This is a genomic window from Rhizobium sp. SG2393 (assembly GCF_042610495.1).
Lineage (GTDB): Bacteria > Pseudomonadota > Alphaproteobacteria > Rhizobiales > Rhizobiaceae > RU20A.
Genome location: NZ_JBHGAP010000003.1, coordinates 21,072 through 34,560, shown reverse-complemented (window position 1 = coordinate 34,560; position 13,489 = coordinate 21,072). Strand labels below are relative to the sequence as shown.

13 protein-coding genes are annotated in these 13,489 nt (G+C 67.3%); 6 read left to right on the top strand and 7 right to left on the bottom strand.

From position 1 onward, the window contains the following. Positions 1 to 8 precede the first annotated feature (8 nt). From ACED18_RS10865 to ACED18_RS10845, 5 genes are read right to left on the bottom strand one after another with little or no spacing between them, the layout of a single operon-like run. Positions 9 to 623, bottom strand: a complete 615-nt coding sequence (locus tag ACED18_RS10865; protein WP_377291993.1) for a type II secretion system protein J — start codon at positions 621 to 623, stop codon at positions 9 to 11. Next, the gene (locus ACED18_RS10860) at positions 620 to 1,003 is read right to left on the bottom strand and encodes a type II secretion system protein J (protein WP_377291991.1); all 384 of its coding nucleotides are present in this window, start codon (positions 1,001 to 1,003) and stop codon (positions 620 to 622) included. The genes ACED18_RS10865 and ACED18_RS10860 overlap by 4 nt, the downstream gene beginning before the upstream one ends. Next, the gene (locus tag ACED18_RS10855) at positions 990 to 1,508 is read right to left on the bottom strand and encodes a GspH/FimT family pseudopilin (RefSeq protein WP_377291989.1); all 519 of its coding nucleotides are present in this window, start codon (positions 1,506 to 1,508) and stop codon (positions 990 to 992) included. Before ACED18_RS10855 ends, ACED18_RS10860 begins: the two co-directional genes overlap by 14 nt. Then, on the bottom strand, positions 1,505 to 2,719 hold the full coding sequence (locus tag ACED18_RS10850) for a type II secretion system F family protein (RefSeq protein WP_377292352.1): 1,215 nt from the start codon (positions 2,717 to 2,719) through the stop codon (positions 1,505 to 1,507). Before ACED18_RS10850 ends, ACED18_RS10855 begins: the two co-directional genes overlap by 4 nt. Then, positions 2,719 to 4,431, bottom strand: a complete 1,713-nt coding sequence (locus ACED18_RS10845) for a GspE/PulE family protein (RefSeq protein ID WP_377291987.1) — start codon at positions 4,429 to 4,431, stop codon at positions 2,719 to 2,721. Before ACED18_RS10845 ends, ACED18_RS10850 begins: the two co-directional genes overlap by 1 nt. A gap of 167 nt (positions 4,432 to 4,598) precedes the next feature. Between ACED18_RS10845 and ACED18_RS10840 the strand changes: the two genes are divergently transcribed. Genes ACED18_RS10840 through ACED18_RS10825 form a run of 4 tightly spaced genes read left to right on the top strand, consistent with a single transcriptional unit; the run spans position 4,599 to position 7,321 of the window. Then, positions 4,599 to 5,642 carry a hypothetical protein gene (locus tag ACED18_RS10840; protein WP_377291985.1) on the top strand — a complete coding sequence of 348 codons (1,044 nt, stop codon included), beginning with the start codon at positions 4,599 to 4,601 and terminating at the stop codon, positions 5,640 to 5,642. Next, positions 5,639 to 6,184: a GspMb/PilO family protein gene (locus ACED18_RS10835; RefSeq protein WP_377291983.1), complete on the top strand. Its 546-nt coding sequence runs from the start codon at positions 5,639 to 5,641 to the stop codon at positions 6,182 to 6,184. The genes ACED18_RS10840 and ACED18_RS10835 overlap by 4 nt, the downstream gene beginning before the upstream one ends. Then, positions 6,181 to 6,729 carry a hypothetical protein gene (locus ACED18_RS10830; RefSeq protein ID WP_377291980.1) on the top strand — a complete coding sequence of 183 codons (549 nt, stop codon included), beginning with the start codon at positions 6,181 to 6,183 and terminating at the stop codon, positions 6,727 to 6,729. Before ACED18_RS10835 ends, ACED18_RS10830 begins: the two co-directional genes overlap by 4 nt. A 37-nt stretch (positions 6,730 to 6,766) precedes the next feature. Continuing rightward, positions 6,767 to 7,321 carry an SCO family protein gene (locus ACED18_RS10825; RefSeq protein ID WP_377291978.1) on the top strand — a complete coding sequence of 185 codons (555 nt, stop codon included), beginning with the start codon at positions 6,767 to 6,769 and terminating at the stop codon, positions 7,319 to 7,321. A gap of 11 nt (positions 7,322 to 7,332) precedes the next feature. Here the strand turns inward: ACED18_RS10825 and gspG are convergent, their stop codons facing one another. Beyond that, positions 7,333 to 7,794 (bottom strand): type II secretion system major pseudopilin GspG, encoded by a 462-nt coding sequence (gspG, locus tag ACED18_RS10820; RefSeq protein WP_377291976.1) that lies wholly within the window; start codon positions 7,792 to 7,794, stop codon positions 7,333 to 7,335. Positions 7,795 to 8,012: 218 nt separating this feature from the next. Between gspG and ACED18_RS10815 the strand changes: the two genes are divergently transcribed. Then, on the top strand, positions 8,013 to 8,501 hold the full coding sequence (locus ACED18_RS10815; RefSeq protein WP_377291974.1) for a prepilin peptidase: 489 nt from the start codon (positions 8,013 to 8,015) through the stop codon (positions 8,499 to 8,501). Between the two features lie 32 nt (positions 8,502 to 8,533). On the opposite strand, the gene ACED18_RS10810 is transcribed toward ACED18_RS10815, so the two are convergent. Continuing rightward, entirely contained in the window at positions 8,534 to 10,444 is a 1,911-nt protein-coding gene (locus ACED18_RS10810) for an EAL domain-containing protein (RefSeq protein WP_377291972.1), read from the bottom strand. 274 nt (positions 10,445 to 10,718) lie between these two features. Here ACED18_RS10810 and ACED18_RS10805 point away from each other — a divergent pair, with 274 nt between their 5' ends. Next, positions 10,719 to 13,481, top strand: a complete 2,763-nt coding sequence (locus ACED18_RS10805) for an RICIN domain-containing protein (protein ID WP_377291970.1) — start codon at positions 10,719 to 10,721, stop codon at positions 13,479 to 13,481. The last annotated feature ends 8 nt before the right edge of the window (positions 13,482 to 13,489 follow it).

The window sequence follows — 13,489 nt, the reverse complement described above, 5'->3', positions numbered from 1 at the left end:
GCCCGGGCTTAATTTTTGCTTGCCGGCGGCGCGCAGACGATCGGGATCTCCAGGGGACGGAACTGTCGCCGGTCACCCGGCGGGAAGGTGAGCGTGATGGCGAGGCGATCCGGCAGGGGATCGCCCTTGCGGATTTCCGCCAGCACAGCATCGCCGCGGGCGTAGGTGAAGGCAGCCCCGCCTATTCCTGCAATCAGCACGGCCGCCCCGGTCTCCGCCGCGCCGTCGCGGTCCAGCCGTCGCCGTTCCACCAGCGCCGGCACACCGTCCACCATCTCGACGGAAAGCCGAACCCTGACCAGTCCCGGCGCCTCGAAGACGGGATCGGCCGATGCCACGAAGCCGAGCTGCTGCGCCGTTCCCTCGAAATAGAGATCCTGCGGCAGGAGGCTTTGCGACACGGCCTCCGATATGGTCTTGCGCAGGTGGTCGCGGGCAAGCGCCGTTTCGTCGCTCGCATCCATCATGCGCGACAGCGGGACGGCGGCCCGGATCGCGGTCAGCCCGCCCGAAATGAAGACGCCGATCAGCGCCATCAGCCCGATCACGACCAGCAGTTCCACCAGTGTCAGGCCGGCCTCGCCGCCCTCGGGATCGCAGATCTCCGGCGCATGGGCGGTCATGGCGCGTCTCCGATCACCACGGAGGTCAGGAGCGGCGGGGCGGCAAGGTCACCGACACGAATGCGCGCGACGAGGGCATCCGGCCCCGCGCCCGGCCGGGCACCTGCCACGGGCACGAGATCGACCTGCCAGGTGACGCCATCGGTGGTGCCGCCCGTCCGTCCCGCCTTCACGTCCGGCTTTCGGGTCAGGCCGGAAAGAATGTCTTCGGCAATATCGAGATTGCGGCGGGATTGCTCCACCCGGCGGACCGTGTCGGCGGTGGTGGCGAAAACGCGGAACATGGCAATCGACAGAAGTGAGAGGATGGCAAGCGCCACCAGCACTTCCGTCAGCATCATGCCCTCCTCGCCGGTTTCGGCAGTGCTATCGCGCGGCATGGCCGGCCTCGCTGACGAGCCCTGTCAGCCAGTTGATGCGGATCTCGCGGCTGACGGCGCCGACCGTGACCTGAACCTGTCCACCGGAGGACCGGCCGTCCGGCAGGAAAAGGATGGTGCCGCCCTGACCGTCTTCGCCCGCCTCTCCGGCGCGCAGCGGCCGTCTTGCGCCCTGCGCGACAATGGCGACCTGCGGCTGGAGCGTGAGCGCCCGTGGACCCGTCATCGTGACGCCGCCCGGCGACGGGACGAAGCCGACGCTCACGGGCAAGCCCGTCCGGATGGCGGAAAGCCGTGCCTGACGCAGCCCGGCCGCCACCGCACTTGCTGCTTCCGCCGCCTGTCTCGCCTCCCGGGACGCGCCCGTGCCGAGCAGGCTGACGCTGGCGATGACGGCGACGATGGCCAACACGACCAGCATCTCGACGAGCGTGAAGCCCGCCGCGCCGCGCCCGTCCAATCCTTCGCCCGCTGCCGCGCCCGTCCCCTCGCCTGCCCGGATCATGGCGTGGCCGCGAGATCGTTGATCGACAGGATGGAGGTCATGATCATCATGATGAGCCCGCCGATGACGAGGCCCATGACGCAGGTGATGACGGGGGTCAAAAGCGTGAACAGCCGGTCGATGCGGGTGCGGGCGTTCTCCTCGGAAAAATCCGCCACCCGCAGCAGCATGGTATCGAGGCGGTTCACCTCCTCGCCCGTACGGATCATATCGACCATATGCGGCGCGTCGGCCCGCATCGGCTCCAGCGCATCGGCAAGCCGTGCCCCTTCCTGCAGCCGGTATCGGGCCGCCGACAGCGTTTCCCGGAAAGCGATCCCCGCCGGCAGGCTCTCCACCACCGCCAGCGCCCGCGGCATGGAAACGCGCGCGGCGACCAGCGCGGCGAGCACCCGGCACGTGCGGCCGACATCGATTTCGATGAGCAGGTCGCCAAGAAGCGGCGTGCGCCGGAGCAGCCGGTTGCGCCAGGCCCGCGCGGCGGGATTGCGCCACCAGACGACGAGGGCCGCGAGCAAGACGATGAACCCTGCACAGAGCACCGGCCAGTCCTCGGCGATCAGCCGTTGCGCGCCCTGCATCAGACGGATCGGCAGCGGCGCGACGACACCGGGCGCATCGAAGAGTGGCGCAATCGAGGGCAGGAGCGAGGAAACCACGACGATGATGATGACGATCGACAGAACCACGAGCAGGGCCGGATAGATCAGCGCCGAGGTGACGGCACTGCGCATCTCCTCCTGCCGGCGCGAGGTCTCGGCGAGACGCTCGAAAATCTCGGAGAGCGTGCCGGTCATCTCGCCGGCCTTCACCATTTCGATGGCCGTGGGCGAAAAAACCTGCGGATGGCCGCGCATCGCCTCGGAGAGCGCGCGGCCCGCCACCACATTCTCCGTCAGCGACTGGACCACCGGACGCATGCGCTTCGTCGCTTGGCGCGCCGAAAGCTTCAGGGCCTTGTCCACCGGCAGGCTGGCGCCGAGCAGGGTGGAGAAATCGATGAGGAAGGCCAGCACATCCTTGCGTCCCGGCCGGTCACCGCCCAGAAGATCGCGTTTCCAGAAGGGCAGGTCCTCGCTCGCCGCCCGGATGTCCGTCACGCGCACGCCGGCACCGCGCAGTGTCGCCAGCGCCGTTTCCCGCGTTGGCGCCTCGACGCGGCCGGTCTTGCGCCGCCCCTCGGCGTCGATGCCGGAAAACTCGAAGCCCATCACGCCGCCGCTCCCGCTGCGGTTTCCTCGCCGGCGAGATCGAGCGTTCGCATCACGTCCTCGAAGGCGACCTCGCCGGCCAGCGCCTTGTCGATGCCGGCGCGGGCGAGCCCGTGGATGCCTTCGGCGCGCATGTGGCTGGACAGCGTCAGCTCGGGAACGCCATCGGCGATCATTTCGCGCATCACGCGGTCCACTTCCATCACCTCGGCCACTACTGTGCGGCCGCGATAGCCGGTGCCGCCGCAGTGCTCGCAGCCGCAGGCGTTGAACAGACGCAGCGGACCGGGCTTCAGATCCGGCCGGTGCCGGCGGATGATGGTCTCCGCCTCGCGTGTCGCGATCGTGGGCAGGCGGCAGTCGGTGCACAGCAGGCGCACGAGGCGCTGGGCCAGAACGCCGTTCAGCACGGCCGCCAGGAGATAGGGCTGAAGGCCCATGTCGATGAGGCGCGTCACGGTCGCCGCGGCGGAATTCGTATGCAGCGTCGACAGCACGAGGTGGCCCGTCAGCGCCGCCTGCACGGCGATACGCGCCGTCTCTCCATCGCGGATTTCGCCGATCATCACGACATCGGGATCCTGTCGCAGAATGGACCGCAGCGCGGTTGCGAAATCGAGGCCGATATCGGCCTGGGTCTGCACCTGCGTCACGCCGCCGATCCGGTATTCGACCGGGTCTTCCACGGTGATGATCTTGCGGGTGCGGTCGTTGATCGCGGAAAGCGCGGTGTAAAGCGTGGTCGTCTTGCCGCTGCCGGTGGGGCCGGTGACCAGGAGCAGGCCGTTCGGGCGGCCGCTCATGCCTGCGATCTGCTCGGCCTGACGGGGCGAAAAACCGAGATTGGGGAACCCGTCGGCCGCGAGGCTGCGGCCCAGAAGACGCATCACGATGCTCTCGCCATGCGGTGTCGGCAGCACGGAAACGCGCACATCCACCTCGCTGCCGCGATCGACCATCTTCAGGCGTCCGTCCTGCGGCAGGCGGCGTTCGGCGATGTTGAGGCCGGCAAGGATCTTCAGCCGCGTGGTCAGCCCGCTCATCAGCGCCTTGGGATAGGTCTCGGGATGCACCAGCATGCCATCGACGCGGTAGCGCACCGCGACGTCGTTTTCGCCCGGCTCGACATGGATGTCGGTCGCCCCGTGGTCGAAGGCAGCGCGGAAGAGATGGTTGGTCAGCCGGATGATCGGCGCGCGGCGGGAAAGGTCTTCCAGCCGGTCGAGGGCATCATCGACGAAATCGCTGTCGTCTTCCTCCTCCACCGTCTCCGAGCCGAAAACGGCCTTCAGCCCGGCCTCGCAGGAAACGGGGCCGATGACGCGGAAGGTGACGGGACGGGCGAGCGCATAGGCGATGGCCGCCATCAGCTCTTCGTCGAGCGGATCGACCAGCGCGATCTCCGCCCCGTCCTCGTGGTCGGCGACGGCGAGGAAGCGCTTGCGCTGGCAGAACTCCCGCGACAGGCGCCCGGCAAAGAGCGGCGCTTCGGGCAGGGCCTGGCCGGCATGGGGCGACAGGCCGCTGAAGCGGCAGAGCGCGCCCGTCAGCTCCGCCTCGGCCATGAAGCCGAGTTCGGTGATGAGCACCGGCAGGCAGTCCAGCCGTCCGGCCGCCAGCGCCGCGCGCAGCCGCTCGGCCTGCGCGGCCTCCAGATGCCCCTCCGTGACGAGAAAGTCGAGGAAACGATCGGCCGGGGACAGGTCAGGCATGCGCCCGGCCGTGCGCCGGTCAGGGCGCGGCTGTGCCGGTCGGTTCTTGGATCCCCAGATGAGCATGCGTTGACGCCGTTTGCCGCTGCCGAAATTTTAACGAAGCGTAAGGGATCAAGGTTTAGAAAGGTTTAAACGCCGGCACGACAGCCAAGGATCCTCCCCCGATGCACCCATCCGCACGACAGGCGGACAAATCGATCGGCCAGACGCCGGCCCTGAGCGACCTGGGCGAACGCGTCCTGTCGTGGTGGCTGGGTGAATTGCGGGCCATGGTTCCGGCCGCCCTGCTGGCCCGCGCGCCGCGCCGTGCCGCCTGTGCCATCGACATCTTTCTCGACGAGGAGGGATCGCTGACCCTGAAGGCCGGAGAAAAGGTCGAGTATATCGCCGATGCCGCCGGCCTTTCCGGGATCGCCGCCGCCCTGGCGCCGAAGGGACGCGCGCGCACCGTCAGCCTCGACGTGCCGCGCGCGCTGTGCCTGATCCGCAAGAGCACCCTGCCGAAGCGTGCCCTGCGCGAGGCGCGCCGGCTGATGGCGATCGAGACGGCGGAGAACACGCCGCTTTCCCCCAACGACGTCCATGCCGACTGGTATGTGGAGAGCGAGGAGCCGGAGGCCGGGCGGCTGCATCTGCGCCACGTCCTTCTTGCCCGCGATCGGATCGCCGCGATCCGCCAGGCGCTCGAGGCCGAGGGGCTGACGCTCGTGCGCCTCACGGTGGGCCATGGCGAGGGCCGGCCCGTGCCGGTCGATCTTCTCTCCCGCGACGAACCGGGCCTGCGCGCCTTTCTGCGGACGCTCGGCTGGCCGGCGCGGATCGGGCTTGCCGGCGCCGTGCTTCTCGTCTGCGCCATCCCCTTCCTTCTCGCCGACCGCGTGGAGCGGCAGACGCGCCTCATCGAGGAGCGTCGCGCCGACATCATGCACCGGCTGCAAACGATCCCCGCAGCGACACCGGCCGCCCTCGACCTTGCCGCCATGCCCTCGGCCAATGACGTGCTGGACGAGATCGCCGCGAGGCTGCCCGCCAATGCAACGCTGCAGACCCTCATGCTTGCCGATGGCAAGGTGACCGTGTCACTCGCCGCCGGCGATGTCGCGGCCCTTGCCGAGGCGATGACGGGCTCGGCCGTTCTGCGGGCGGAGCCACCGGCAGGATCGGGCACCGCGACCTTCAGCCTGATGCGGCGCGGGGTTTCCCGATGATCGCGCTCGACACCCGCGGCCTCGCCAGCCGGGCAGCGGCGCTCGGCATCCTTCTGGCGCTCGGGCTTGCGGTGCTTCCCCTCCTTTCCGCTCCCTTCGACCGCTATCGCGAGGCGCTGGAGGCTCAGGCGACCGAACAGGCCGTGCTCGATGCCGCCGAGACGCGTCTTGCCGCCGTCATGGCGCTGGCGAGACGCGCGCCGGTCGTCAGGGCCGAAAGCCGCGATGCGGCGCGCGCGCTGATGGTCGAGCGCCTGTCGGCCGCCGCGCCGCCATCCGGCATGCGCATCCTGTCCGTCGGCGGGGATGCACCGGCCGAGGCCGGGCAGGCGCGCATCGATATCGCCTTCACGGCCGAAGCGACACCGGCGGGCCTCGCGCAATTTGCCACGACGCTCGCGGGCGGTCAGCCGACACTGACAATCACTCAGATGGCGATTGCCGCGCAAGGCATTCCGGACCGCGACGATCACGTGAGCCCGCTCAGGCTTTCCGTCCAGCTCGTCGTCAGCGGCCTCTTCGTGAAGGAGACCCGGCCGTGAAGCTCGTCACCCTGCCGGAAACCGGCAGCCCGCCCGCATCTCCGGAGGGAAAGGCCCGCTTCGGGCAGGCCGACCGGCTTGCGCTGCTGGCGCTTCTGGTCTCGGCGACGATCGCCGCCGGCATCGTGACCCTGCCCACGGGCGGCGCCGGAGATCTGTCGTTTCCCGCGGCCGGATCCGGAGAGCCCGGCGCATCCGCCGCTCTCCAGCCCGGCGCCTTCATCGACCTTGCCCCCTTCGACCCGTTCCACCGGCGGGAAACGTCGCTCGCCTCGCTCGATGCCGTCGCGGCGCAGCCGACGGCCGCGCCTGTGGAGGTCACGCCCGTCATCGGCGGCATCCTGCTGGCCGGCGACGAACGCCGGGTGATGTTTCGCAGCGCGCCCGATGTCTGGCACGCGGAAGGCGACACCGTCGATGGCTGGCTGATCCGCCACATCGAAGCCGAAACCGTGATCATGACGCGCGGCGCCGATATCCGAACGCTCACCTACCGTGCCGCGCTGGAAACGCTCGGCGCGGCGACGCCGCCCGCCCTTCCCTGACCAACCCTGCCCTGACCAACTCTCAATGGAACGAACCATGCGGACCGCACTGCGCATCATCGGCCTCTCCTGCCTGCTGGCTCTCGGCGCAACCTGCACCAGCGCCCTGGCGGCCGCGCCCCTGTCCTTCTCGCTCACCGACCAGAACGGCGCGACGGTGACGGAGAAGGCGTTTTCCGGGCGCTATGCGCTGGTGTTCTTCGGCTATACCCACTGCCCGGATATCTGCCCGACGACCCTGCAGGAACTGTCGGTCCTCGCCGATACCCTGCCGGACGCGATGCGGCGCAGGCTCTCCATGGTCTTCGTGACAGGCGACCCGCAGCGCGACACGCCGGACGTCCTCAAGGCCTACATGTCGCCCTTCGGCGACAAGATCATCGGCCTTTCCGGACCGGTGGAGGCCGTGGATGCGCTGGCATGGTCGCTGAAGGCCGTGGTCATCCGCCACGGCGACGGAACGGGCGACTATCCCGTCGATCATTCCACCAATTATACGCTGTTGCGGGATGGCGAAATCGTCGCGCAGATCCCCAATACGCTGACCACCGACGAGATGGTGAAGCGGCTTGGCGAACTGATGACGCCCTGAGGTTCCGGCCCTTACAGTGCGCCGTTGGTGATGTCGGCATCCTCGCCTTCGCCGCCCGGCTTTCCGTCGCGGCCGAGCGAGGAGATGACATAGCCGGTGCCCGACCGGCTGTAGACGTAAGGGTGACCCCAGGGATCGGTCAGCGCGGACCGGTTCTGGATGTAGGGGCCGCTCCAGCCGGCCTGCCCGGCCGGCGCATCCACCAGCGCGCCAAGACCCTGCTCGGGCGTCGGATAGGTGCCGGTGGAGAGATAGTAGAGATCGACGGCGGAAGCGAGGTTGCGGATCTGCATCTGCACCGTGTCGCGCCGGGCGCCGCCGAGATAGCCGAGCACCTTCGGGCCGATCAGCGTCGCCAGAAGCGCGATGATGGCGAGAACGACAAGCAGTTCGACCAGCGTGAAACCCGCCTGCCCACCATCCGGCACCTTGGTCTTGTTTGTTTCGGCAATGTCGGAACAGGGGTTCGTCATGTCTGTCACATCTCTCAAGGATAGCCGGACGAGGTGGCCTTCGCCTGTGTGCTAGCAAACAAAGGTGAACAAACCAGCCAAAGGCAGGCTGAAGCCTCGGACAAGGCGGGCAAGCGAAACTCTGGACTGCCGGACACGCCGGCACCGGGCTTCGCCCCGCGCAATCATCAACGCGAGTGCCGGGTCAGGGCATATCCGACCGGAGCGAGACGACACCGATGCCTGTTGCCGACACCTCTATCCTGCTGCTGGCGCTTGATGCGGCACTTGTGGCGCTCTGCGCCGTCGCGGCTCTGATCGACTGGCGGCGCGGCATCCTGCCGGACGCCTGCAACGCGCTGATCGCCTCTGTGGGGCTGGCGGCCAGCTATGTGGCTGGCACCGACCTTGTCTGGCGTCTCGTGGATACGGGCATCGTGCTCGGCCTTCTGCTGCTGCTGAGACTTGCCTACCGGCACCTGCGCGGCCACAACGGGCTTGGCCTCGGCGATGTGAAGTTCCTGGCCGCCGCCACGCTGCGGCTGGGACTGGCGGGGCTCAACATTCTGCTTCTCGCCGCATGTCTGACCGGTCTCGTCGAAATCGGCTTGCGCCGCATGCGCGGTGAAGAGGTCACACGGCGTTCGGCCCTGCGCTTCGGACCGCATCTGGCGCTGGGCCTTGTCCTCGCGCTGGTCCTCGAGCGCGCAGCGCTTTCCGGTCTGTGAGCAATCGCTTTGGGCATCAACAGCGCTCGGCGTCACAACCCCGTCCGCAACGCGGCGATCATCTCCATCAGGGAAACCGGCGGCTGGATGTAATAGCCCTGGGCGCCAACGCAGCCCGCCGCACGTAACGCGACAAGCTGTGTGGCCTCTTCCACATTCGCGCCCGTCACCGCGGGTCGCGTCCCGTCTCCCGGGAACCGCAACCGCTGGAGCACCATCTCGTTGCGGGCATCGATCTTGATCCGGTCGACGGCAAGGGACGGATCCGGAAGCGCGTCATTCTCGGAAAGGCTCAGGCAGAGACCGAAGCCAAGGTCCGACAGGGCCTGAAGTGTCGCACGGCAGTGTGGCGTGTCGTCTGCGACCGTGCGGACGGCAAGAATGAGCTCGACAGGGCCGACACCTTGCTCAAGCAGGGGCAGCAGCAGTCGTCCGAGGTCGGGCAGACCGAGTTGCGCCGCCGACAGATGCAGCGACAGGCGCAGCGGCGCTCCCGCGCTCTGCACGAGCCGGCCATGCTCCCGCCCCAGACGGGCGGCGGCCCAGCCGGTGAGAGCAGGCAGACATCCGTCCCTTTCCGCCAGCGCGATGACTTCGGTCGGCGCGACTTCTCCCGCATCGCCGCGCGACCAACGCAGCAAGGCCTCGACGCCATCGTAACGGCCGGTGCGGAACTCGACCTGTGGCTGGTAATAGAAGGACGGCGCATCCTCCTCCAGCGCCTGCCGCAAGGCTGTCCCGCGATCGGGTTTCGCAACGGTCTCGCCGCGCGGACTGGCGAAGACCACGCCGTCTGCGCCCGCACCCAATCGGGCGTGAAGAACCGATGCGGTTGCCGCGCCGATGAGTGCGCCGGGCTCCGCGCCGTCCTGCGGAAAACAGGCGACACCCACCCGCGCATCGGCCTCGAGCTGCTGCCCCGCGAAGATAACGACATCATTGACCACCGCCGCCAGCCGCCGCGCCAGCGCCTCGACGGCGGCCATGTCGGGTGCGATCTGCAGAAGGGCGAACTCATTGCCGGTGACGCGGGCGACTGTCAGCCTGGCTTCGGCAGCAAGCGTCGTCAGCCGTGCAGAGACAGCGTCGACCAGCCCGTTGCCGACGATGATGCCGAAGGTGCGGTTGATATCGGCAAGACCGGCAATGTGAACGACGTGCAGCGCCGCAACCCGATCCGAACGGCTGGCAAGACCAATCAGCGTCGCAAGACCTGTCAGCGCATCCTCGAAAGCAGGTGGGCGCTGCGCGGTTTCGCGCCCGTCGTCTGGTATGGCCAGAACCGCCCTCAAGGGCGCCTGGTCGGCCATGCCCGGTGCGTTGGCAACGACGACCAGATGGTCGCGCGGTTGCCCTTGCAGGCCGGCGAGACGAAGCCTGCCGGTCTGATAGGCGCGATCGACGGAAGGCTGGGCGGCGAGCGCCTCGATGCTGGAACCGTCCGCGAGGCCGAGATGCAGTTCGCCTTGCGCATGGGACCGCCAGAAGCCGGCAGCCGCCCGGTTTGCGAGCGCGATGGTCCCGTCGGGGTGAACAAGGGCGAGCTTGGCCGGCAACTGGTCCAGGAGATGGGCCACCTGCGGTCGCGCGGCACCGGCGAGCGCGCTCTGCACCGCTGCCACCAGCTCCAGCGCATCGACAGGGGTGCGAAGCAACAGCGCCGCGCCTGCCTCGATGAAGGCAAGGCGCGCCGGATCGCGGTGGTCCGCAGCGACGACGACAGGGGCTGCGGGCCGCATGGCTGTCATCCGGCGGATGAAATGTTCGACGGAAGCAGGATCATCCTCGCTGTCGATGACGAAAACATCCGTCTCGTCGGCCACAGCCGCCGCCAACGCCGGAGCCGGCGTCGGGAAAATCCGCACGCTGACATGCGGGTCGGCCAGGACAGCGGCCAGCGGAGTCCAGTTCGTGCGGCGACCGATCAGGGTGATGCGTTTCATCGGCTTGTCGTCACCCACCCTCTGTCGGCGTGAAGCACCCGGACCGGGTTTTGTCGTCCCGACACAGGCGGTTTTCAACGTTCCCGAAACTATCGCAAGATCCTAAAAGATTAACATTAATATCAACTTAACCCAGGAAGTAATCGATCATTTATCAGCGTCGTCTAAGAGTGCCGTCAGTCGATTTCAATGCACTACCTCCCGCGCCTTCCCGATCGAAACACTCGTCGGGAAGCCTCCGGGACAAATCAGTTTTTGATCGAATGAGGGTTTCATGACGTTACGCGCAATGGACTTACGGCGTCTTGCCGCATCTGCCGCCTTTCTGCTTCCCCTGGGCGGGGTTGCGCAGGCCGGCACGGTTTCCGATGTGATCAACTGGGGGTCGATCCCCGTGCACGCCGCGCTGACGCCGGATGGTCGCATCATGACGTTCGGTACCACGCCCCAGGACAATCAGGGCGGCTGGGACTACGTGATCTGGGATCCTTCCAAGGGCACGGGGCCGGAAGCGCGCATCCAGCTGCCAAACGGCGTCGATTTCAACTCCTTCTGCGTCGGCGGCGTCCTTGATCCCGCGACAGGCAAGCTCATTCTCGCCGGCGGAGCCAGCAACGCGTCCGACGCGGCAACCTATGACTATGCCGCAACCCGCATGACCAAGAGCCCGGCGCTCAACTACCCCCGCTACTACGGGACGCTGACCACCCTGCCGGACGGGCGCGTGCTCGTCGATGGCGGATCGCCGGCCTACGGAAACCAGACAAACGCGTCCTCGACGGCCGAGATCAACACGCCGGGCACCGGTGTGTGGAAGACGCTGCCCGGCACGGCCGGTTCGCCGCAGAAGCAGGGCGATCCCGCGACCACGGGCAATCCGTTCTGGTATCCGCATGAATACCCGATCGGCAACGGCCGCGTCTTCTCGATCGCCGGAAAGTATACCTATGTCCTGAGCTACGAGGGCAATGGCGGCTATAGCGACGTCGCATCGATCACCCGGTCGAACTGGGGCGCCAGCTCCACCTCTGTCATGTTCCGGCCGGGCCGTGTCATGCAGATCGGTGGCGGTTCGCCGGGAAACAACTTCGACAAGAATCCCGGTTCCAATCTCGCCACGACCTATGATCTGCGCGCAAAGATCGCCGATCCCTCCAAGCCGGTGACGACCACCGACACGACGATGCGCCTGAAGCGCCACTTTGCCACCGCCACCGTCATGGCCAACGGCGAAATCGCCGTGACCGGCGGCGCTGAGGGCAACAACGAGCTGATCAACGTCGCCAACCGCATCGAGATCTACAATCCCGACAACAACCAGTGGCGCCTCGATGCGGCGCTGCACCGGCCCCGCCTCTACCACTCGATGGCGCTTCTGATGAAGGACGGCCGGGTGCTGACCGGCGGTGGCGGCGCACCCGGCCCGGTCGCCGCCCACGACATCGAAATCTTCACGCCGGACTATTTGCTCGACAAGAACGGCAATCCCGCCATCCGTCCCTCGATCGTCGATGGTCCGAAAACGCCTGTCTCGCTCGGCCAGACGTTCCGCATCACCGCAGACGCGCCGATCAGCCGCGTCACCATCGTCAAGAGCGGCGTCACCACGCACAGCTACAACACCGACCAGCGCTTCTTCGAGGCGCAGTTCTCGGCCAATGGCACATCCGCCGACGTCGTGTTCCCGAATGACGCGGTCAATGCCACGCCGGGCCTTTACCTGGTCTTTGCCTTCGGTGCCGATGGCGTGCCCTCCGTTGGCAAGCTGATCCGCCTGAAGAGCCCGACCGGCGATACCGGCTACAATGTGCCGAACGACATGCCGACGCCGAAGACGCCCATGGGCACCGGCATTACGGCCTCCGGCTGGGCCTTCTGCAGCTACGAAAACGACCAGTGCCCGATCGTTGGCACCCAGACGGTGCGTTATGGCGCAAACGGCAACTTCATCACGCGCACCATGACCGATCTCGTCGCCTGCAACAACGCGACCTTCGGCGACCCGGCCCCGGGCGTGACGAAGAGCTGCGAAATCCAGGCAAGCACTTACACCAAGCCCACCACGGCCTCCTCCGGCAGCACCGGAACGGGTGGCAACACCGGAACCCCCGGCACTGGCACTGGCACTGGCACGGGTACGGGTACGGGCACGGGCAACGGCGGAACGTCCAACTCCGGCACCAGCGGCAGCAATGCTGTCGCCTCGGCCACCATCATCCAGCTCGTGACGCAGAACACCGGCATGTGCCTTGCCGCATCGTCCAACAACTCGAATGGGCAGCAACTGGTGCAGTCCACCTGCAACACGGGTGACGCCCGCCAGCTGTGGAAGGTCAAGTCCTCGCCGGACGGCTTCAACGTCATCAACGTCGGCAATGGCCGCTGCATGGACGTCTCCGGCATTTCCACCAACAACGGCGTAAACATCCATCAATGGGATTGCTGGGGTGGGAAGAACCAGTCCTTCACCTTCGACCGCAGCGGCGCATGGACACCGATCGTGGCTGCCCATTCCGGCAAGTGCGTGGATGTGGCCTACGGGCTGAAGACGGAGGGCGGCGGCGTCATTCAGTGGCCCTGCTCGGGCAGCGCAAACCAGCAGTGGAGCGTCCGGCCGGTTCGCGTGATCCAGGTCGTGTCCCAGAACTCCGGCATGTGCATGGCCGCATCGGACGTCAACCAGAACGGCCAGCAGCTCGTGCAGCTGCCCTGCGATCCCTCCGATGCCCGCCAGATCTGGAAGACCAACGCCGTCAACGGTGGCATGAATCTCGTCAGCATGACGAACGGGCGCTGCATGGATCTGTCGGAAGGGTCCAAGAATGATGGCGCGCGCATCCAGCAATGGGATTGCGTGGGCGTTCCCGCCCAGGTCTTCACCATCGACCAGAGCAGCACCTGGGGTTCGATCGTGGCGCCGCTCTCGGGCAAGTGCGTGGATGTCGCCTGGGCCTCCAAGGCAGCCGGCGGTGTCATCATCCAGTGGCCCTGCTCGGGCGCCGCAAACCAGAAATGGAACGTGAAGACGCTGTATTGACGCTGGAC

Bases quoted from the DNA above. Each gene is read 5' to 3' on its own strand.
- ACED18_RS10865 (WP_377291993.1), bottom strand. From the start codon at position 623: ATGACCGCCCATGCGCCGGAGATCTGCGATCCCGAGGGCGGCGAGGCC.
- ACED18_RS10860 (WP_377291991.1), bottom strand. From the start codon at position 1,003: ATGCCGCGCGATAGCACTGCCGAAACCGGCGAGGAGGGCATGATGCTG.
- ACED18_RS10855 (WP_377291989.1), bottom strand. From the start codon at position 1,508: ATGATCCGGGCAGGCGAGGGGACGGGCGCGGCAGCGGGCGAAGGATTG.
- ACED18_RS10850 (WP_377292352.1), bottom strand. From the start codon at position 2,719: ATGGGCTTCGAGTTTTCCGGCATCGACGCCGAGGGGCGGCGCAAGACC.
- ACED18_RS10845 (WP_377291987.1), bottom strand. From the start codon at position 4,431: ATGCCTGACCTGTCCCCGGCCGATCGTTTCCTCGACTTTCTCGTCACG.
- ACED18_RS10840 (WP_377291985.1), top strand. From the start codon at position 4,599: ATGCACCCATCCGCACGACAGGCGGACAAATCGATCGGCCAGACGCCG.
- ACED18_RS10835 (WP_377291983.1), top strand. From the start codon at position 5,639: ATGATCGCGCTCGACACCCGCGGCCTCGCCAGCCGGGCAGCGGCGCTC.
- ACED18_RS10825 (WP_377291978.1), top strand. From the start codon at position 6,767: ATGCGGACCGCACTGCGCATCATCGGCCTCTCCTGCCTGCTGGCTCTC.
- gspG (WP_377291976.1), bottom strand. From the start codon at position 7,794: ATGACGAACCCCTGTTCCGACATTGCCGAAACAAACAAGACCAAGGTG.
- ACED18_RS10815 (WP_377291974.1), top strand. From the start codon at position 8,013: ATGCCTGTTGCCGACACCTCTATCCTGCTGCTGGCGCTTGATGCGGCA.
- ACED18_RS10810 (WP_377291972.1), bottom strand. From the start codon at position 10,444: ATGAAACGCATCACCCTGATCGGTCGCCGCACGAACTGGACTCCGCTG.
- ACED18_RS10805 (WP_377291970.1), top strand. From the start codon at position 10,719: ATGACGTTACGCGCAATGGACTTACGGCGTCTTGCCGCATCTGCCGCC.